The organism is Polynucleobacter sp. AP-Kaivos-20-H2 (assembly GCF_018882215.1).
Lineage (GTDB): Bacteria > Pseudomonadota > Gammaproteobacteria > Burkholderiales > Burkholderiaceae > Polynucleobacter.
This window is the reverse complement of the sequence record NZ_JACVOX010000001.1, coordinates 192469-213153: the sequence shown is the minus strand read 5'-3', so window position 1 is coordinate 213153 and position 20685 is coordinate 192469. Positions and strand designations below refer to the sequence as shown.

General features: G+C 46.1%; 21 protein-coding genes and 1 tRNA gene. 3 read left to right on the top strand and 19 right to left on the bottom strand.

Features of this window, described 5'->3' with window-relative positions:
* The first annotated feature begins 49 nt into the window (after nt 1-49).
* Nucleotides 50-1282: a cupin domain-containing protein gene (locus ICE89_RS01040; protein WP_216264333.1), complete on the top strand. Its 1233-nt coding sequence runs from the start codon at nt 50-52 to the stop codon at nt 1280-1282.
* A gap of 109 nt (nt 1283-1391) precedes the next feature.
* A complete protein-coding gene (locus ICE89_RS01035) occupies nt 1392-1571 on the top strand; it encodes a hypothetical protein (RefSeq protein WP_216264332.1) in 180 nt (59 codons plus the stop codon).
* A gap of 62 nt (nt 1572-1633) precedes the next feature.
* Here ICE89_RS01035 and bamC read toward each other — a convergent pair whose 3' ends face one another.
* From bamC to ICE89_RS00990, 9 genes are all read right to left on the bottom strand, one after another.
* Nucleotides 1634-2779, bottom strand: a complete 1146-nt coding sequence (gene bamC, locus ICE89_RS01030; protein WP_216264991.1) for an outer membrane protein assembly factor BamC — start codon at nt 2777-2779, stop codon at nt 1634-1636.
* Nucleotides 2779-3651: a 4-hydroxy-tetrahydrodipicolinate synthase gene (dapA, locus tag ICE89_RS01025; RefSeq protein ID WP_216264990.1), complete on the bottom strand. Its 873-nt coding sequence runs from the start codon at nt 3649-3651 to the stop codon at nt 2779-2781. Before dapA ends, bamC begins: the two co-directional genes overlap by 1 nt.
* Before the next feature lie 77 nt (nt 3652-3728).
* Complete coding sequence (locus ICE89_RS01020) at nt 3729-4292, bottom strand: bifunctional 2-polyprenyl-6-hydroxyphenol methylase/3-demethylubiquinol 3-O-methyltransferase UbiG (protein WP_216264331.1); 564 nt, start codon at nt 4290-4292, stop codon at nt 3729-3731.
* A gap of 9 nt (nt 4293-4301) precedes the next feature.
* Nucleotides 4302-5504: a tryptophan--tRNA ligase gene (locus ICE89_RS01015; protein WP_215363432.1), complete on the bottom strand. Its 1203-nt coding sequence runs from the start codon at nt 5502-5504 to the stop codon at nt 4302-4304.
* Between the two features lie 65 nt (nt 5505-5569).
* Nucleotides 5570-6421 (bottom strand): 3',5'-nucleoside bisphosphate phosphatase, encoded by an 852-nt coding sequence (locus ICE89_RS01010; RefSeq protein ID WP_216264330.1) that lies wholly within the window; start codon nt 6419-6421, stop codon nt 5570-5572.
* A gap of 9 nt (nt 6422-6430) precedes the next feature.
* Entirely contained in the window at nt 6431-7534 is a 1104-nt protein-coding gene (zapE, locus tag ICE89_RS01005) for a cell division protein ZapE (protein ID WP_216264329.1), read from the bottom strand.
* On the bottom strand, nt 7535-8971 hold the full coding sequence (lpdA, locus tag ICE89_RS01000) for a dihydrolipoyl dehydrogenase (protein ID WP_216264328.1): 1437 nt from the start codon (nt 8969-8971) through the stop codon (nt 7535-7537).
* A 12-nt stretch (nt 8972-8983) separates the two neighbouring features.
* Nucleotides 8984-10177, bottom strand: coding sequence for a 2-oxoglutarate dehydrogenase complex dihydrolipoyllysine-residue succinyltransferase (odhB, locus tag ICE89_RS00995; protein ID WP_216264327.1), 1194 nt, complete (start codon nt 10175-10177; stop codon nt 8984-8986).
* Between the two features lie 52 nt (nt 10178-10229).
* Complete coding sequence (locus ICE89_RS00990) at nt 10230-13085, bottom strand: 2-oxoglutarate dehydrogenase E1 component (RefSeq protein ID WP_216264326.1); 2856 nt, start codon at nt 13083-13085, stop codon at nt 10230-10232.
* Between the two features lie 299 nt (nt 13086-13384).
* Between ICE89_RS00990 and ICE89_RS00985 the strand changes: the two genes are divergently transcribed.
* On the top strand, nt 13385-14083 hold the full coding sequence (locus ICE89_RS00985; protein ID WP_216264325.1) for an excisionase family DNA-binding protein: 699 nt from the start codon (nt 13385-13387) through the stop codon (nt 14081-14083).
* 82 nt (nt 14084-14165) lie between these two features.
* Here ICE89_RS00985 and ICE89_RS00980 read toward each other — a convergent pair whose 3' ends face one another.
* The 10 genes from ICE89_RS00980 to infC form a co-directional block, all read right to left on the bottom strand.
* Nucleotides 14166-14450, bottom strand: a complete 285-nt coding sequence (locus tag ICE89_RS00980; protein ID WP_215360063.1) for an H-NS family nucleoid-associated regulatory protein — start codon at nt 14448-14450, stop codon at nt 14166-14168.
* A gap of 183 nt (nt 14451-14633) precedes the next feature.
* The gene (locus ICE89_RS00975; RefSeq protein WP_216263071.1) at nt 14634-15047 is read right to left on the bottom strand and encodes a PaaI family thioesterase; all 414 of its coding nucleotides are present in this window, start codon (nt 15045-15047) and stop codon (nt 14634-14636) included.
* A 23-nt stretch (nt 15048-15070) separates the two neighbouring features.
* A tRNA-Pro gene (locus ICE89_RS00970) sits at nt 15071-15147 on the bottom strand.
* A gap of 25 nt (nt 15148-15172) precedes the next feature.
* The gene (locus ICE89_RS00965; protein ID WP_215361724.1) at nt 15173-15523 is read right to left on the bottom strand and encodes a MerR family transcriptional regulator; all 351 of its coding nucleotides are present in this window, start codon (nt 15521-15523) and stop codon (nt 15173-15175) included.
* Nucleotides 15501-15824 carry an integration host factor subunit alpha gene (locus tag ICE89_RS00960; RefSeq protein ID WP_216264324.1) on the bottom strand — a complete coding sequence of 108 codons (324 nt, stop codon included), beginning with the start codon at nt 15822-15824 and terminating at the stop codon, nt 15501-15503. The genes ICE89_RS00965 and ICE89_RS00960 overlap by 23 nt, the downstream gene beginning before the upstream one ends.
* Nucleotides 15825-15877: 53 nt before the next feature.
* Nucleotides 15878-18334 (bottom strand): phenylalanine--tRNA ligase subunit beta, encoded by a 2457-nt coding sequence (pheT, locus tag ICE89_RS00955; protein WP_216264323.1) that lies wholly within the window; start codon nt 18332-18334, stop codon nt 15878-15880.
* A gap of 33 nt (nt 18335-18367) precedes the next feature.
* Nucleotides 18368-19414: a phenylalanine--tRNA ligase subunit alpha gene (gene pheS / locus ICE89_RS00950; RefSeq protein ID WP_216263069.1), complete on the bottom strand. Its 1047-nt coding sequence runs from the start codon at nt 19412-19414 to the stop codon at nt 18368-18370.
* A gap of 25 nt (nt 19415-19439) precedes the next feature.
* Nucleotides 19440-19805: a 50S ribosomal protein L20 gene (gene rplT, locus ICE89_RS00945; protein WP_011902675.1), complete on the bottom strand. Its 366-nt coding sequence runs from the start codon at nt 19803-19805 to the stop codon at nt 19440-19442.
* A 25-nt stretch (nt 19806-19830) separates the two neighbouring features.
* The gene (gene rpmI, locus ICE89_RS00940; protein ID WP_046330084.1) at nt 19831-20028 is read right to left on the bottom strand and encodes a 50S ribosomal protein L35; all 198 of its coding nucleotides are present in this window, start codon (nt 20026-20028) and stop codon (nt 19831-19833) included.
* Nucleotides 20029-20155: 127 nt separating this feature from the next.
* Nucleotides 20156-20680, bottom strand: a complete 525-nt coding sequence (gene infC / locus ICE89_RS00935) for a translation initiation factor IF-3 (protein WP_174249837.1) — start codon at nt 20678-20680, stop codon at nt 20156-20158.
* Nucleotides 20681-20685 lie beyond the last annotated feature (5 nt).

Sequence of the window (20685 nt, the reverse complement as noted above, 5' to 3'; positions counted from 1 at the left end):
ATTTGTCGAACATTTGTTTTTAATCAGTTTCTAAACAGCTTTTTACTTTATGACCTCATTTTACTTGAGCAAACCCTATGAGCCTCCCCAGGCCCCTGCAAACCTCGCTTTAGGCGAGCCCTGGGCCTTATTTGGGAGTATTAGCCCAGACCAGTTCATGGCGCGGTATTGGCATAAAAAGCCCCTTCTCATCCGCGGGGCAATTCCGGCATTTACCCTTTCGACTCAAGATGGTGCACTCCTGGATAGCCCTATTTCCGCCAAAGAGTTACTCAAATTTGCCCTACAAGATGAGGTAGAGGCGCGCTTGGTTAAATCCAATCCATGGAGCTTTGATAACGGACCATTTTCTAAAAGGGCAATTCCATCTATCAACAAGCCCGACTGGACTTTATTACTTCAAGGAATGGAAGCCCATCACCCAGCAGCTGCAAAAATTCTGTCTTGGTTCCGCTTTATTCCCGATGCGCGCTTAGATGACTTAATGATTAGCATTGCTGGTATTGGAGGCGGCGTTGGCCCCCACTTTGATTCATACGACGTCTTCCTGATTCAAATGTCTGGTAGAAGGCAGTGGAAAATTTCAGAACAAAAAGATCTGAGCCTCAACCCTAATCTACCGCTAAAAATTCTGCGTAACTTTAAACCTGAGCAGGAGTGGGTGCTAGAGCCTGGTGATATGTTGTATTTACCGCCACATGTTGCACATGATGGTATTGCGCTAGATGGGGGTTGCCAAACATGGTCTGTTGGATTTCGTTCCCCCAGCTTTAAAGAATTACTGCAAGAAGGTTTGTGGCGCCTAGCAGAATCTTTGGAAAATATTCCCGCCCTAGAGAGCAAGTTTGCAGACCCCCAACAAGGCGCGACCCATAATGCAGAGCAATTGCCCGAAGAGCTCATCAAACAACTAGGTTCAAAACTCAAAGAGCTAAAACTAGACCAAATTGATGGATTTCTACCTGGGATTACCGCCTATCTATCTGAGCCCAAACAACAAGCCCTTTTTGATGCACCCGATAGACCCCTAAAACCGAATGCCTTCCTTAAGAAACTTGGGGCTAACAGACTTCTCCCTCATCTGCAAACCCGTATTCTGAGCCTTGGAAAACAGGTGTATTGCAATGGAGAATCCATGACCCAGGGGCAAGCCACAGATATTCTTTCGGCCTGGCAGAGCATCTCGGCACATAAAGAACTCAGGGTGGGCAGGCTCAAACAGCCTGATCAATCCAGCCTTTATGAAGCTTATTTAGCCGGATGGTTGGTTTTTGAACACTGAATACGGAGATGGATATAATATTTACTGGAAACTACTTAGGGGCATTCCCTCGGTATATCCAAAGAACAATTACCGGTAATTGTTATTAATTTTTTAAAGGAATTTACAAATGAAGAAGTCACTCGTATTCGCTGCAATGTTAGCAATCGCCTTGGCCGCTTGCGGTAAAAAAGAAGAACCAAAACCTGCTGAAGCTCCTGCTGCTGCTCCAGCTGCTCCTGCTGCTGAAGCTCCTGCTGCTGCTCCAGCTCCAGCTCCAGCTGCTCCTGCTGCTGACGCTAAGAAGTAATCTTCTTCATGAAGAAAAAAAGCCGCTGAAAAGCGGCTTTTTTATTTGCCTTAGAAAATGCATTACTTGGTTAGCTGCTCAGTTAGCAAAGTTAATAATTGGAAACCAGCAGGCGTATTTTCTGGCTTGCCATCCGCGTTCTGTACATAAACATTTGCAGAATTCTCACCAGTACTCTTCACAAGCACCTGATATTTTTTAGCCTTCATACCGGAATCATCTTTACTACTAAAGAGATTAGAGAAAAAGCCTTTGGTGTCGCCCAAGTCTTTAGGGTTCACGTAACGAACATAGTAAACACCAGTTGAGCGATTTCGATCCTCAACCGTGAAGTTAGAACGATCTAGGGCTAATCCAACATCACGCCAAGAGCGATCAAAGCTTGTACTGAGCTCAATATAAGCCTGGTTGACGCCCTCTTGGACAAACTTTGCTTTAGGGGTCTTTGGACCAAGAGGTGCTGCAACCATTGCCTTTGCTTGCTCTTGACTCATACCCAAGCGCTCCATCAAACGAGCCAAGAATACTGCTTCTAATTCTGGGTCGCTAGGACGAGGTGTCCAAATAGTAGATAAACAAGCGCCAGTGGTGTCGGTCGTACATTTCTCAATCGCGCCGCGTTGGGTAATGTAAATCTCCGTTTCGCCAGGCTTAGAAACTTCTAAACGTGTTTTATATTTATCGCGCTCACCGGTGTCATAAATGGTATCAAGTGCGCCGCCAATGGTCGAACGAATCCAATCTTGTGCAATCTTTGCGCGATTTTCTGCCCAGTCGGTTTCCATAATGCCGGTTGATGGTGAATCGATTACCAATAAGAAGCCATTCTCTTGCCAGAAATCTTTTACTTGTGGGTAGAGCTCAGGGGCTGGTTTTTCAACTACCAACCAACGACGCTCACCGTCACGCGCAATGCGCATACCAGGAATACCCGTCATGACATTACTGCGCATCTGCGCTGATTTCTTAACGGCTGCATTGTATTCAGACATCGTAGCCGTACCATCCTGAACGATGTAGCGGCGGTCAGCCTGTGCTGTGATTAAGTCTGGCGGGTATGACAAATTAGGGCCGCGCACAGCACCTGCACTCTTGTAGTCAACGGTATCGCTACTCGTAACTGACTTACAGGAAGTCAATGCAGCAGAAGCAATAGCAATTAGAGCCAGAATCGATAGATATCGACGGGATAGTTGGAGCAAATTCATCATAATAGGTTGGCCTGTTTTAACGCTGCCTTCAAAGGCTCACGCAAGGAATTGCTTAAAGGTGTTAATGGCAAACGAATGCCAGCAGTAATCTTGCCCATCTCGTGTAATGCCCACTTCACTGGGATTGGGTTAGCCTCTGTAAACATAGCTTTATGGACTGCAATCAATTGGTATTGAATTTCACGGGTTCTTTTTACATCATCTGACATGGCGGCTACGCAGAGCTCATGCATCAAACGCGGAGCAATATTGGCCGTGACAGAAATATTGCCCTTGCCACCCATCAACATCAACATGGCTGCAGTCAGATCGTCGCCCGAAAATACGGAGAAGTCTTGATGACCAGCGCGCTTGAGATCATTAATCAATAAGGTGCCACGCTCTAAACTGCCTGTCGCCTCTTTAATACCGATAATGCCTGGCACGCCCGCTAAACGAACTACCGTATCGCCAGCCAAATCAGCAACCGTTCTACCGGGAACGTTATACAAAATTACTGGTAAATCAACCGACTCAGCAATCTTTTTAAAGTGGGCAAACATGCCATCTTGCGTTGGCTTGTTGTAATACGGCACTACCTGCAAGCTGGCATCTGCGCCAACCTGCTTAGCAAATTGAGTTAATTCAATCGCTTCAATCGTAGAGTTACCGCCGGTGCCAGCAATCACTGGAATGCGTCCAGCAATCTGCTCTACTGTCACGCGAATGAGCTCGCAATGCTCTTGAACAGAAACTGTTGGAGACTCACCGCTAGTACCAACAATTACAATGCCGTCGGTGCCTTCAGACACATGCCAATCCAACAAGGAACGCAAGCTAGCGTAATCCAAGCTGCCATCTTCGAACATGGGAGTTACGATAGCCGGCATACTGCCAGCGATGGGCTTTTTGCTACCTTTGGAATGAGCTGTATTTGTCACCGAATATGCACCGATTTTTAGCTGTCTTAACCCTGAAATTGTAACGGAATGCGCTGTTTTAGCTCACCTTTTACCGCGCACAGGCGCTGAACCATAGCTGGTTTGGGTTGATCTACGTAAATATCCTCATAAGCCACTACCTTAAGACTATGACGGGAGGCAAAAGTGAGTAATTCCCCTGGATTTAACAGGAAATGAGGGTTGGATGGCTTACCAAATTCCTCATTCCCCAGGGCGAAGGTTTCATAGATCAAAACACCACCCTTTTGCAGCATTTTGGGCAATTGGTCTAAGTGCGGACGATAGAGGTAGTTTGTCACTACGATCGCACTGAACTCCGAACCTATCAGAGGCCAATCAGCTTCTTCAAGATTGAGAGGCTTTGGAGTGATTAAAGGGTTGCCAACAGAACCTACTGCTGTGACATCTTGATCAACCGCCAAGACATCATGACCCATGCTTGCCAATAACTCAGAGTGCCGCCCTGATCCGCAGGCTAAATCCAATACCACCCCACCCTTTGAAATGAGAGGCGCAAATCTTCTTACCCAAGAAGAGGCATTCAGAATTACATCATGCGAACTAGGCAAGGTCTGACCTCAATCGTAGGCAAGGCCCATTGCTTCGCGAACCTCACGCATGGTTTCCTGGGCAACCTTGCGCGCCTTGTCGCAACCGTCAGCAATGATGGAGCGCAGCAAACTAGGATCATCCAAATACTTCTGCGCACGCTCAAACATCGGCTGCTGCTCAGCCAGAATTGAATCAATCACAGGTTGCTTGCACTCGAGACATCCAATACCTGCGGATTTACAACCCTTATCAACCCATTGTTTTGTTTCTTCATTGGAGTAAACGGTATGCAGTTGCCATACAGGGCAACGTGCTGGATCTCCGGCATCGGTTCTGCGAACACGCGCTGGATCAGTAGGCATTGTGCGAATCTTTTTAATCACATCCTCAGGATTTTCGCGAATGCTAATGGTGTTGCCATAAGACTTTGACATCTTCTGACCATCGATACCAGGCATACGTGATGCCGTTGTGAGTAATGCTTGTGGCTCAGGCAGAATAATTTTGCGAGCCCCTTCAAGGAAACCAAAGAGTCTTTCTCGGTCGGCCATGGATAGACTTTGAGCTTCTTGCAATAAAGCCTTTGCTTGCTCTAACGCCTCATCATCGCCGCGCTCTTGGAAGGCCACTCGTAATTCTGCATACATTTTGGCGCGCTTGCTGCCTAATTTTTTAACTGCCTCTAAAGCTTTTTCTTCAAATCCGGGTTCGCGTCCGTACAAATAATTAAAGCGGCGCGCTACTTCACGAGTCATCTCTACATGTGGCACCTGATCTTCACCAACTGGCACCAACTGTGCGCGGTACATCAATATGTCAGCTGCCTGCAGCAATGGATAACCCAAGAAACCATAAGTTTGGAGATCTTTTTCCTTGAGTTTCTCAATTTGATCTTTATAGGTAGGTACCCGCTCAAGCCAGCCCAATGGGGTTCCCATGGAGAGCAATAGAAACAGTTCGGCATGCTCAGGCACTTTGCTTTGAATAAACAAGGTCGCCTGATTTGGATCAACGCCCGTTGCCAACCAATCAATCACCATATCCCATACAGACTGCTCAATGACATCCGGAGTCTCGTAATGAGTAGTTAATGCATGCCAATCAGCCACAAAAAAGAAGCACGGATACTCTGACTGCAAGCGCACCCAGTTCTTTAATACACCATGGTAGTGACCCAAGTGCAAGCTACCGGTTGGTCGCATGCCAGAGAGAACGCGTTCAGCAAACATCTGTATTCTTTTTCTAAGTAGTTAAGTGATGATGGAATTAATTAATGAATGAATGAATTAATCGTTTAATGAAAGGCAGACCATACTGGCGTAAGGTGGTCCGGTAAGTGCGGCAAATTGCCTAAATCTATATGACTCTCGCTTGGGTCATGAAAATCTGAGCCACGAGAAGCTAAAAAGCCATATTGCTGCGCAATCTTTGCAAAGGTTTTGTATTGGTCCGGGCTATGGCTACCTGTAATAACCTCAATTGCTAGGCCACCAATGTCCTTAAAGTGTTTATAGAGCTCATCCATTTGCATGGCATTGAGTCTACTGTAGCGTCCAGGATGAGCAATCACCGCTACACCACCTGCTGATTTAATCCAGCTAACAGCGTCATCTAGAGTAGCCCACTGATGAGGTACATATCCTGGCTTGCCTTCAATTAAATAATTTTTAAATACATGCTCGGTATTACGACACACACCCTGCTCTACCAAGAAACGCGCAAAGTGTGTTCTTGAAATCAAATCGCGATTCCCTGCAAAATGCAGTGCGCCTTCATAAGCTGCAGGAATACCTGCTTTGAGTAATTGTTCGGCCATCAGTTTGGCGCGATTGCCTCGGCCATCACGAGTGCGACGAAGTCCTTCGATGATGCCAACATGCTCAGCATCAATTCCAAGACCAACAATATGAATAGTCTCACCCATCCAAGTGACAGAAATTTCTACACCAGCAAGGTAATCGATCTTTAATGCGCCAGCTGCTTCTCGAGCACGTTTCTGACCACCCAATTCATCATGATCGGTCAAGGCCCACAAATGCACTCCATTGGCTTTAGCACGCTCCGCTAAGTGTTCAGGCGTCAAAGTCCCGTCAGAAATCACTGAATGGCAATGCAAGTCGGCGTTTATGGGAGAAAAGCTGCTCATAACCCTATTTTAGGTCAAGCTGGTATCAATTACCCGGCGCGGTGCATCTAGGTAGTCACGAGACTGCATCTCAATCAAACGGGAGACGGTTCGAGAGAATTCAGACGTAATTTGGCCCTCAGTGTACAAATCTGGAGCTGGAACCTCAGCAGACATGATTAACTTAATCTTGTGGTCATACAAGACGTCGATTAGCCAAATAAAGCGGCGGGCTTCATTTGTCATTCTTGGGGGCATATAAGGCACCCCAGACAAAATCACCGTATGAAACTGGTTAGCAATCTCCAAGTAATCATTTTGCGAGCGTGGGCCACAACACAAAGTTTTGAAGTCGAACCAAACCACACCGTCCGCCATGTGAAGTGGTCGTAACTCACGCGACTCAATATTAAGGACTGGATTACGCGCCTCTTTCTGATTACCAATTAAGGTTTGAAACATTTGACCGAGCGTTGCTTGTGTTTCTGCATTGACCGGAGTGAGATAGGCCTCGACTTGCGCCATTTGAACCCGGCGGTAATCATTACCTGCATCTACGTTTAAGACATCTAGCTTTTCTTCTAGGAGCTTAATTGCAGGAATCAATCGATCTCGATGCAAACCATTCGGATAGAGCTGATCTGGACAATAGTTTGATGTCATCACAAACTGCACGCGGTCAGCAAATAATGCACTTAGCAAGCGATAGAGAATCATCGCATCCGCAATGTCGTTGATGTGAAACTCATCAAAGCAAATAAGACGATAGCGATTTGAAATACGCTTAGCAAGCTCATCAAGCGGGTCTGATAAACCTGATAACTCATGGAGTTCGCGATGGACTTCACGCATGAACTCATGAAAATGAATGCGAATTTTCTTTTCTAATGGTGAGGCCGCATAAAAGCAGTCCATCAAGAAGGATTTGCCACGACCTACCCCACCCCATAGGTAAATACCGCGGGGAAGCGTTGGTTTAAATATCTTTTTCTTTAAGGTATTGCTGCGGATTTCTTTGTAAGCAATCCATTCATCTTCACACTCCTGAAGACGCTCAACAGCACGAAGCTGCGCGGGATCACTTTGATACCCGCGCGCCTTTAACTCTTGTTGGTAAAACTCAATGGTTTTCAATTACATATTTAATGCACGTGAGTCTGTCGCCAATGCTGCTTCGCGCATCACTTCAGACAAACTTGGATGTGCATGACAGATACGAGCAATATCTTCTGCTGCTGCTTTAAATTCCATTGCAACCGCTGCTTCAGCAATTAAGTCAGAAGCATTGGCACCAATAATATGTACGCCAAGAATCTCATCTGTCTTAGCATCTGCTAACACTTTGATGAAACCATCAGCACGACCAATACCCAACGCACGGCCGTTAGCAGCAAAGGGAAACTGACCTGCTTTATAAGCAATGCCCGCCTCTTTGAGTGCTTGTTCAGTTTTACCAACCCAGGCAATTTCAGGATCGGTATAGATAACCCAAGGTATGCAGTTGTAATCGATATGAGGCTTTTGACCGGCAATCACTTCAGCAACCAAGACGCCTTCGTCTTCTGCTTTATGGGCCAACATTGGGCCACGTACCACGTCACCAACAGCGTAAACGCCGGGAGCCGCAGTAGCACAAGTGTGATCATCAATTGGAATGAAGCCACGCTCATCCACTTTAAGACCAATCTTGTCTAAACCCAATTTGTCGGTGTTAGGTACACGACCAACGGAAACAATTAAGCGATCACATTCCAACTTAGCAGCCTTACCAGCGCTATCGGTGTAATTAACTACTACACCCTTCTTGTCGGCTTTAACATCACCAATCTTCACGCCAGTATGAATATCTAAGCCTTGCTTAGCAAAGAGCTTTTGAGCTTCTTTGGCAATACCGATATCACAAGCACCCAAGAATGAAGGCATAGCTTCAAGCACAGTCACTTCAGCACCGAGACGACGCCATACAGATCCCAACTCCAGGCCGATTACACCAGCACCGATTACACCTAATTTCTTAGGGGCGGAGTCAAATTTGAGTGCACCTTCGTTATCGCAGATCAAGACGTTGTCAACATTAATGCCTGGGAGGTGACGCGCTTTAGAGCCGGTAGCAATGATTACATTCTTTGCAGTAACCGTTTCTTTGTCTTTGCCAGCAATCTTCACTTGATATCCATCGGCGCCCTTACCTTCGAACGAAGCATGGCCTTTTAATAAAGTGATTTTGTTCTTACGGAATAAGTACTGAATACCACCAGTCATCTTGGTAACGATGTCATCTTTACGGGCAATCATCTTTTTAGAGTCGATGCTTACTGCACCCACTTTAATGCCATGATCTGCAGCATGATGGCTGATCTTTTCAAATTCCTCAGAAGATGCTAACAATGCCTTAGAGGGAATACAACCCACGTTTAAGCAGGTACCGCCCAAACGTGTTTCACCTTTAGGATCATCATAGGAACTAGATTCAGCACAGGCAACCTTAAAACCAAGTTGCGCTGCACGAATCGCGGCGATATAGCCACCAGGGCCAGCACCAATTACTACTACGTCAAAAACTTGGATCATGATCTTCCCTTTTTACAAATCAAGGAGAAGACGAGAAGGATCTTCTAAAGCATCCTTCATAGCAACTAAACCAAGTACAGCCTCGCGACCGTCAATAATGCGGTGGTCATATGACAAAGCAAGATAGTTGATTGGACGAACAACTACTTGACCGTTTTCAACTACGGCACGATCTTTAGTTGCGTGGATACCCAAAATAGCCGATTGCGGTGGGTTGATGATCGGAGTGGACAACATCGATCCGAATACGCCGCCGTTAGAGATGGAGAATGTGCCACCAGTCAACTCTTCAATCGACAATTTACCATCACGTGCTTTAGCACCGAACTCAGCAATTTTCTTCTCAATGTCAGCCAAATTCATTTGATCAACGTCACGCAAAATAGGAACTACCAAGCCGCGTGGTGAGCTTACTGCGATACCGATATCAAAGTAACCGTGGTAAACGATGTCATTGCCATCAACCGAAGCATTCAGGAGTGGGAATTTCTTCAGAGCATGTGTAGCCGCTTTAACGAAGAAAGACATGAAGCCCAACTTCACACCATGGACTTTTTCAAACTGATCTTTGTACTTATTACGCATAGCGATTACTGGAGCCATATTGACTTCATTGAATGTAGTCAAGATGGCGTTGTTAGCTTGGGACTCAAGCAAACGCTCAGCAATACGAGCACGCAAACGGCTCATTGGTACACGCTCTTCTGGGCGATCACCCATTGGAACTGGTGCGCTTGGTAATGCAGCAGATTTAGTACCGCCTGTAGAAGCATTCAATGCATCACCCTTGGTGATACGGCCATCACGACCAGAACCGGCAACTTGACCAGCGTCGATATTTTTCTCAGCCAGAATTTTTGCAGCGGAAGGTGCAGCCGCTGTGCCAGCTTTAGCGGCAGGAGCAGGTGCTTTTGCTGGGGCTGCTGCGGGAGCGGCAGCTGGAGCAGGTGCGGCAGCGGCAACAGCAGTGCTATCGATCTTTGCAATCAATTGCTCAGCAACAACGGTACCACCGTCAGCAACAACGATTTCTGTCAAGACACCAGCGGAAGGCGCTGGAACCTCGAGAACCACTTTATCGGTTTCAATTTCAATCAAGATCTCATCTTGACCAACAGCGTCACCAACCTTCTTTTTCCATTGCAACAAAATTGCTTCAGCAACTGACTCGGAGAGTTGTGGAACTTTAACTTCGAAAATAGCCATGATTAATCCTGTTTATATGTATGTATGTGTGTATGTTGAGTTATGAAAACGATTATTTCGTGATCACATACCCTTTGAGTTTGGCAAATGCCGTATTCAGTAATGACTTCTGCTGTTCTTGGTGAAGATGGGCATAACCACAGGCTGGTGATGCTGATGCAGGACGACCTACATAAGCTAGTTTCATACCATCAGACATATTTTCCAAGATGTTGTGCTGTACAAAGAACCAGGCGCCTTGGTTTTGAGGCTCATCTTGGCACCAAATAATCTCCTCCAATTTTGGATATTTCTTCAACTCAGCAGTTAATGCTTTGTGTGGGAATGGATACAACTGCTCCAAGCGAATAATGGCAACATCACCAATCTTCTTCTCCGTACGTTGTTTAACTAAGTCGTAATAGACCTTACCAGAACACATTACAAGTCGAGTTACCTGGCTGGCATCAATCGAGTCATCACGCTCACCTAATACAGTCTTAAATCCACCCTTGGTAAACTCAGACAGAGGCGATGCTGCCTCCTTATTACGCAGCAGTGATTTTGGAGTCATCAATATTAGCGGCTTGCGGAATTGACGAATCATCTGACGACGTAATACATGGAATATCTGTGAAGCAGTAGTTGGCTGAATGACTTGCATATTAGTATCAGCGCACAACTGCATAAAACGCTCAAGACGTGCAGAAGAATGCTCTGGGCCTTGACCTTCATAACCGTGCGGCAACATCATGACTAAGCCATTAGCACGACCCCACTTCACCTCGCCTGAGGCGATGAATTGGTCAATTACTACCTGTGCTCCGTTAGCAAAGTCGCCGAACTGGGCTTCCCAAATAGTTAACGTATTAGGTTCTGCAGCGGCATAACCGTATTCAAAACCAAGCACCGCCTCTTCAGAGAGAATGGAGTCAATTACCAAAAATGGTGCTTGATCTTTAGCGACGTGGCGCAGTGGAATATAAATTCCGGTATCCCACTTTTCACGATTTTGATTGTGTAGCACTGCATGACGATGGGTAAATGTTCCACGACCACTATCTTCACCAGATAGCCGAACGGGGTAGCCACTAGCAACCAGGGATGCAAAAGCCATATGCTCCCCCATACCCCAGTCGACATTGACCTCGCCGCGACCCATTGCAGCACGGTCATTTAAGACCTTTTCTACCAATGGGTGAACTTTAAAGCCCTCACGAGGAGTGGAAATGCGTTCTGCCAATCGCTTCCATTCAGTCAAAGGAATTGCTGTATCAGCCTCGTCTGTCCATTTTTTATTTAAGAATGGTGACCAATCAACCGCAAACTTACCCTTGTAGTTACTCAGCACTGGGTCTGAAGTCTGTATACCCGCATCCATCGCAGCACGGTAGGCCTTCACCATCTCCTCGCCAGAGCCGGCGGGCAATGTTCCCTCAGCTTCTAGTTTGTCGGCATAAAGCTTACGAGTACCAGGATGAGCGGCAATGATCTTATACATCAAAGGCTGAGTCATTGATGGCGTATCTTGCTCGTTGTGGCCTAATTTTCTAAAGCAAACAATATCAATGGCTACATCCTTGTGAAACTGTGTACGGAACTCTATCGCCAGCTGAGTTGCCAACACAACCGCTTCAGGATCATCACCGTTCACATGCAATACCGGTGCATCAATGATTTTCATGATGTCCGTGCAATACAAGCTTGAACGCAAGTCACGCGGGTCTGAAGTCGTAAAACCAATTTGGTTGTTAATCACAATATGCAAAGTGCCGCCAGTCGAGTAACCACGAACCTCAGCCATTGCTAAGGTTTCTTGCATCACTCCTTGGCCTGCAATTGCAGCATCACCATGAACTAGAACAGGCAATACCTGCTGACCCAAAACATCTCCACGACGATCCATTCGAGCGCGTGCAGAACCTTCAACCACAGGATTCACAATCTCCAAGTGCGATGGATTAAATGCCAAAGATACGTGTACTGGTCCGGTTGGTGTAGAGATATCGCTTGAAAATCCTTGGTGATATTTCACATCACCAGCAGGCAATGTTTCAGGACCTTTGTGCTCAAACTCTGCAAATAGATCCTTGGGCATCTTTCCTAAGGTATTAACCAACACATTCAGGCGCCCACGGTGGGCCATGCCAATTACAATCTCTTGGACGCCTTTAGCGCCAGCCTCATGAATGACCTCATCCATACAGGCAATAAAACTTTCGCCTCCCTCGAGAGAGAAGCGCTTTTGGCCAACATATTTAGCTTGAAGGTAGCGCTCCAAGCCTTCTGCAGCAGTAACGCGATCAAGGATTTGACGTTTTTTTTCTTGATTAAATGATGGGTTCGAGCGTATGGACTCTAACTTTTCCTGCCACCATTTTTTAATTTTTTGGTCAGCGATGAACATATATTCAGCGCCAATAGTCCCGCAATAGGTTTCACGCAATGCTTGCAGCAAATCGCGCAAGGACATCTCGTTTCTACCAAAGAATGTATTACTTGTATTGAAGACGATATCCATATCGCCGTCAGTGAAGCCATAGAAAGCAGAATCTAACTCAGGAATATCCTGGCGCTCTGTCCGCTTGAGAGGATCAGTATTAGCCCAGCGATTACCAACGTTGCGATACGCAGCAATTAACTGCTGAACAGCAACGCGCTTACGGCCCATCTCTGAGTCAGCCGAATCAGATATCGTTCTGATTGGGCCTTGCTTAGCGCGCTCAGCAAATGAAGCAACAATAGGTGCGTGGGCAATGTCAGTTCGAGATGAACCGTCAACCGCAGGAACCTGTTTCACGTTATCGAAATAATCTCGCCAATGATCAGCTACTGAAGCTGGATCGTGCAAGTAGGATTCGTAGAGTTCCTCTACGTAGGGTGCGTTTCCGCCGAAGAGATAGGAATTATCTCTTTGATCCTGCATCATGATGCTCACCTTTCATCGGGTTTCCCGAATAAAAACTGTGGTTAAAACCATTCGTTACACGGCTCTACCGTTTAGCGAATTGATCTGTGCGAATACTGGTGCTACAGGTGTAATTTAACACGAATGCCCATTGGTACTTAAAGGGCTTTCCCTGATTTCAAAGAATTTGGGGGTATCTCCCTATCAAAGAGAATTAATAAGAACTTTCCTACTCCGCTTTAAAGGTTTGCCGACAGATTCAAATGAATTTGATTTTTATTCTCTAAATCTTCAAACAATTAAATGAAATTAAGGGAAATATGAAATTAATTACCCCAGAAACGGAATATCTCAGTACTCGCCAAAGCGCCAAGGTTTTACAGGTTTCCCTAGGCACCGTTCAGAAAATGGTGGAATTAGGCGAACTTATTGCTTGGAAAACCCGTGGCGGGCACAGACGTATATTGGCAAGCTCCTTAGAACAGCAATTACAACGCAGAAAAAGGGCTATGCGTCAAAAGACCACTCAAAACTGTGTAGCTATGGGGATATTTAGAAGATCCGAGAATGGCCAAGAATTATTAGAGTCTATTGCCGATTGGCAGCTCAAGGTAGACATGGAAATGGCGGTAGATAGCCTAGAGGGCTTAATGAAGGCAGTTTCCATTGCCCCCGATTTGATCTTTTTAGATGCTCTTATTCCACCTGTAGAGCAAGTCCATTTAATCCATTATTTGAGCAAAAACAAGGACACTCAGCGCATACCTATACTAGTAGATGAAGGCTTTATCAAGCTACACCCTGGCGTAGTTGCGCTGGCAGACGAGAACTCGGGCAGTAAGCATCCCTTGAGCGAAAGCATCAAACAGGAGCTTGAAAACGGTTTAATTGACCTCAACCCACTCATTATTGGCTACCCTGCAACTAATCCAGAGACTGATGGAAACTGGCCTCATGGCAGTCGGCATGAGTTACTAGAACCCCTATTTGTAGAAGCTTTGGCTAGGAAGTGTGCTTAGAGGGTAATTCAGATCAAGAAAGGAACAAATGAAAAGGCCGCTATAAGCGGCCTTTGGTACAAAACTTAAGCAAAACAAGCACTTAGATCAAATAGCTACTACGATCTCTGCCTTCAATCCACTTTGGCGCCTTACCTCTTCCAGTCCAAGTTTCGCCTGTAGATGGATTGCGATATTTAGGAGCCACCTTACCGCCAGCACTCTTTACACCGGCTTTACGGCTAAATAGATCGGATGCAGTTAAGCCATATTGCTCAATAATGACTTTGGCCTTGGCAATGCCATCAGCCTTTTCATGAGCAATTGCTTCTTTAATCTGTTTATCCAACTGCTCGCGTTGGGCTAAAAGCTCTTTATAAGAAGACATATTCTTTTCACTCTCCGAATAATAGTTTGTTTTATAGGGCTTATATAAGCCTTATTAGATGTTTATTATATATACATTAATCTATCAGGCAATATATATTATTCGGAATAATTAACAATATTTATTAGGGCTATATCAGCTCAGGTTAATAAAAGACATAATCTTTATAAATATTATATTTAATTAAACTGTTTTTGATTCTCTGAGCATAAATGTACCGCTGGATTTTGCAGTTATCTCCCCTGCCTCATTCAACACAATTGCTTCGCAGTAGTTAATCGTCTTTCCTGGTTTGAGAATGGTGCCCTCCACCACGATTTTGCCGGTGCTGGGACGCAGGAAGCTGACCGACATATCAATCGTCATTGCCCCCAAGGGAGCCTCGGAAATGCTCCTAGCTGCTGCCCCCATTGCAAAATCCAGTAGTGTCATGATGACACCGCCATGGGCAATACCAAAGCTATTCTCATACTCAGGCTTAAGGTCAAGGCTAATTCGGGACTTACCCTCTTTCGCATACTCAGGAACTACGCCCAAATGCGCCAAAAAAGGAATCTTGAGACCAAAGTATTCAACGGGTTTTGTTTCGCTTGTCATGGAGATGGTGGGATTAGTTTGAATGGTCGGGGCGAGAGGATTTGAACCTCCGACCACATGCACCCCATGCATGTACGCTACCAGGCTGCGCTACGCCCCGACGAAAAGCAAAATTGTATCAGTAACTATTTAGAGAGAATCTGCAGGACAGCTTGCAATTCTTCACGCAGACGGAGATCGCCACGAGCCTCTTCAAGGCGATTGCGAGCACCGCTAATCGTAAAGCCTTCTTCATAGAGGAGTGAGCGAATCTTTCTGATCAAGACCACTTCATGGTGCTGGTAGTAACGACGGTTACCGCGGCGCTTTTGTGGGCTGAGTTGAGTAAACTCCTGCTCCCAATAACGCAATACGTGTGAGCGCACACCACAAAGATCAGCTACTTCACCAATGGTGAAATAGCGCTTTGCTGGTATCGGGGGAAGTTGAGAGCTCAGCAGCGCTGAGCTAGCATCAAACTCGGTTTTCTCGAGCATGTGACTCCACTACATCTTTAAGCTTTTGACTTGCGTGAAATGTAACTACGCGTCTAGCTGCAATCGGAATCATTTGACCTGTCTTTGGATTTCGGCCAGGGCGAGCCGATTTATTGCGCAACTGAAAATTACCGAAACCGGAAATTTTCACTTCTACGCCCGCTTCAAGGGACTGCCCAATATGATCAAAGAAAGCATCGATCATATCTTTTGCTTCGCGCTTATTTAGTCCAACTTGATCAAAAAGAGCTTCAGATAGCTCATTCTTGGTAACGGTATCGTTAGAAATCAATTCAGTCATTACTTGTCTCTTTGGTAACTAATTAATTATTTGATTTATGCCTAATATTAAACCTAGCGCAAACGAGCTGCGCACTTTTTTTCAACTGCGCCCAATAAAGCAGCCATTGCTGCATCAATTTGGGGATCCTGTAATGTCTCATTAGGGTTTAAGAGGGTTACTCGGAAAGCCAAGCTCTTCTCATCATCCGCCATACTACTTGATCCAGCCTTAGGCTTGAACTCATCAAAGAGTTCAATATTACGCACAAAATTTTGCTTGCTAGCAGCCATAACATCTAACAGTGACTGCGCAGAAACGCTTTGCTTCACAACCAAGGCCAAATCACGTTGCACTGCAGGAAATTTACTCAAATCTTCAGGCACCGGCAAGCCAAGCTCACGAATAGGATCTAAGTCTAATTCAAATAAAACAGGCGCTTGTGGCAACTCATATGCTTGTTGCAAACCAGGATGAAGCTCTCCAATGAATCCTACTTCAATACGATTCTTGGCTGCAGTCAAGAATATCTTTGCACTGCGACCCGGATGTAATGCAGGGTGCTGTGCGGCTTCAGTGACAAAATGCAGGGGATCTAAAACACGCTCCAGATCACCCTTCACATCAAAGAAATCAACCGCACGGGTTGCATTGGCCCATTGCTCAGGAACAAAAGATCCATAAGCAAGGCCGCCAATTTTTTGGGGCTGATAAAAGCCAGCCACCTTGCCAGCCTCTTCTTGAACATTCACGTCACGCTTAAATACACGGCCAGTCTCAAACAGGCGTACACGCCCTGCTCCACGGTTCAAATTCGCCTTGAGGTTATTTAACAAACCGCCCCATAGCGTACTGCGCATCACACCGTATTGGCTGGCAATAGGATTTAACACCGCAATGATCTCTGTTTCAGTGGCGCTAGTTAAACGCTTTTCACTTTCGAGATCTGTGAAGCCAAAATTTACTGCCTCTTGATAACCTTGGAGAGCCAAACGCTGGCGCAATAAATGAACACCGCGTTTTGCTTCTGCTTTAGCACTCATTTTCAATGAGGCTACTGGTGGTTGATCCGGAATATTTTCAAAGCCGTACATACGTGCGACTTCTTCGATCAAATCTTCTTCGATCTCAATATCGAAACGATAGCTTGGGGGCATTACAACAAAGGCATCACCCTCTTGCTTAAACTCAAAACCAAGACGCTGAAATACATCAGCAACCACTTCATTTGTTAGTGGAATACCAATTACTTTTTCTGCTCTAGCCAAACGCATTTTGACTGGCTTACGGTCTGGCACGTTCAATACTTGATCATCCACTGGGCCAGCTTGACCACCGCAGACCTCAATAATTAAGGCACTGAGATACTCTAGACAATTAACTGTATTTTGGGGATCTACACCGCGCTCAAAGCGATGCGCTGCATCTGTGCTGAAGTTAAAGCGGCGGGCACGGCCCTGAATAGCTGAAGGCAACCAATATGCAGCCTCAACATAGATATTCTTGGTGTCATCAGATACGGCGCAATGATTGCCGCCCATGATTCCGGCAAGCGCTACCGGGCCATTCTGATCAGCAACCACGCCAGCTTCCTGTAACTTGCCCGCAGAGTCGGGGCCCTGCAAAGTCACAGTCTGACCATTTAATAATTCAAGAGTTTCGCCTGCTTTAGCCCAACGAACAGTGATATCGCCATTCAATTTATCAATATCAAATACGTGGGTAGGTTGACCCATCTCTAGCATGACGTAGTTAGAGAGATCTACTAATGCAGAAATACTTCTTTGACCTGCGCGGGATAAAAGCTGCACAATCCACTCGGGTGTTTTAGCCTGCGGATTAACACCACGAATCACGCGACCAGCAAAACGTCCACAGAGTTCTTTATCTTCTACGGTAACTTTGCGCTTATCGTCAATCGATACTGCTGGTGGTGTCCACTTCGGCGCGCAGAGCGTAGCGCCAGTAATGGCGGAAACTTCTCTTGCCATACCCATTAATGAGAGGCAATCTGCTTTATTCGGGGTTAATTTAATAACAAAGATTTGATCATCAAGATTCAGATATTCACGAATATCTTTGCCAACTGGCGCATCCACAGGTAACTCTAGGATGCCTTCGTGATCATCGCCCAAGCCAAGCTCACGGCCAGAGCACAACATACCTTGGCTTTCAACACCGCGTAGCTTACCCACTTTGATCATGAATGGCTTGCCGCCGGCTTCAGCAGGGGGCAATTCAGCGCCAACCATAGCGCACGGAATCTTGATCCCAGCACGCGCATTAGGCGCACCACAAACAATTTGTAACTCTTGACCAGTACCAGCGTCTACTTTACAAACACGTAAACGGTCTGCATCAGGATGTTGCTCTGCAGACAAGATTTGCGCAATCACGATCTTAGTAAATGCAGGGGCTACTGAATGTTGCTCTTCAACTTCTAAACCGGCCATTGTCATTGCATGACCAAGCGCATCACTATCCAGTGATGGGTTTACATACTGACGAAGCCAAGATTCAGAAAATTGCATAGCGCGATCTTAGTTTAGTAATAAATAGTTTGGTTATGCAGGGAACTGCGCTAAAAAACGCAGATCGTTTTCAAAGAAGAGGCGCAAGTCATCTACACCGTAACGCAGCATCGTTAAGCGCTCTAGACCAGATCCAAATGCGAAGCCGGTATAGCGCTCTGGGTCGATACCCATATTGCGTAAGACATTAGGATGAACCTGCCCTGCTCCGGAGATTTCTAACCAACGGCCGACAAGTTTGCCGCTACCGAAGGCCATATCAATCTCAGCTGAAGGCTCTGTAAACGGGAAATATGAAGGTCGGAAACGAACTTGCAATGCATTCGTTTCAAAGAAGGTTCTCAAGAAATCTGTATAGACGCCTTTGAGGTCTGCAAATGAAACACTCTCAGCAATCCACAAGCCTTCAACTTGATGGAACATGGGTGAATGGGTTGCGTCGCTATCAACACGATATGTTCTTCCTGGCGCAATTACTTTGATTGGCGGCATGACATCGGCGTTAGCGTATTTCTTAACATGTTCGCTCGCATAACGAACCTGAATGGGGCTGGTATGCGTACGTAATAGCAACGGCTTCTCGTTAGAGTCTTTGCCATCGATATAAAAAGTATCCTGCATTGAACGTGCAGGATGATTCTCAGGGCTATTTAAGGCGGTGAAATTAAACCAATCGGTTTCAATCTCAGGGCCATCTGCTACATCAAAACCTATTGAGCGGAAGATCTCTTCAACACGTTCCCAAGTGCGCATCACAGGATGCAAGCTACCTACTGCTTGGCCACGGCCAGGCAAGGAAACATCGATAGACTCCGCTGCAAGACGTTGCAACAAGACGGCATCAGCCAAAGCTTGGCGACGCTCTTGTAATGCAGCTTCTACTTGGGTTTTGATTTGATTAATTTGGGCGCCAGCACTCTTGCGTTCATCAGGCGACATTCCACCAAGCGCTTTTAAACGCTCAGTGAGAACACCTGACTTACCGAGATACTTGGCTTTCGCGTCCTCTAGAGCTGCCGCATCGGCAGCTCCGAGGAAATCACGTTTAGCATCCTCGACAATGTGGTCGAGAGAAACCATTGCAGCTTAGTTTAGAAAACTAAGATTAAGCTGCAGCGTTTACTACGGATTTGATCCGAGTAACCAAAGCAGCAAAAGCTGCTTTGTCAGCAATGGCCATATCAGAAAGCACTTTGCGGTCGAGTTCGATCGCAGCTTTCTTCATACCATTCATGAATACGCTATAGGTCATGTCATGCTGACGAACTGCCGCGTTGATACGGGCAATCCACAATGCGCGGAATACACGTTTCTTATTGCGACGGTCACGATAGGCATATTGACCAGCACGCATAACCGCTTGCTTAGCAATACGGAATACGTTCTTACGACGGCCACGGTAACCTGTAGCGGCATCGGTAATTTTCTTATGACGGGCTCTTGCTGTAACCCCACGTTTGACTCTTGGCATTTATTTCTCCTAATCTAGTCTGAGGTTAAGCGTATGGAAGCATGGAGCGAATTGACTTAACGTCAGCTTTCGCAACTTCGGTGGTACCACGTAAGTGACGCTTATTCTTTGTGGTCTTCTTGGTGAGGATATGGCGTTTGAAAGCCTGTCCTCGTTTAATCGTTCCGCCTGCGCGAACCGTGAAGCGCTTTTTAGCGCTACTCTTGCTCTTCATCTTGGGCATAAAGCACCCCTTCAATTACTTGTGCAACATAGGTGGTAACCGACGGTTACTCTTCCTGTACCCAGAAGCACTTCAAACTACCGATATCTTTCGATACCTCCCTACATAAGAACCAGGTAGAACCTAGTTACTTAGCCTTACGGATAGGGGCCAATACCATCACCATCTGGCGGCCTTCCATCTTTGGAAACTGTTCGACTTGGCCGTATTCAACGAGATCCAACTTCAAACGCTCCAACATTCTGACTCCGATTTCTTGGTGGGCCATTTCACGACCCCGAAACCGCAGAGTAATCTTTGTCTTATCGCCATCTTCCAAAAAGCGGATTAGATTGCGTAGCTTCACACCGTAGTCACCATCATCAGTACCAGGGCGGAACTTCACTTCCTTCACCTGAATTACTTTTTGCTTCAGCTTAGCTTCATGCATCCGCTTGGCTTCTTGGTATTTGAATTTGCCGAAGTCCATGATGCGGACTACAGGTGGCACAGCCGTCGGAGCAATTTCAACCAAATCGGTCTCTTTCTCTTCTGCCAAAGCCAAGGCTTCACTCAACTTAACTACACCGATGGGCTCTCCATCAATTCCAATCAAACGCACTTCAGGAGCAGTAATTTCCCGGTTAATGCGCTGCAATTTTTCAGTAGCGATCTTCT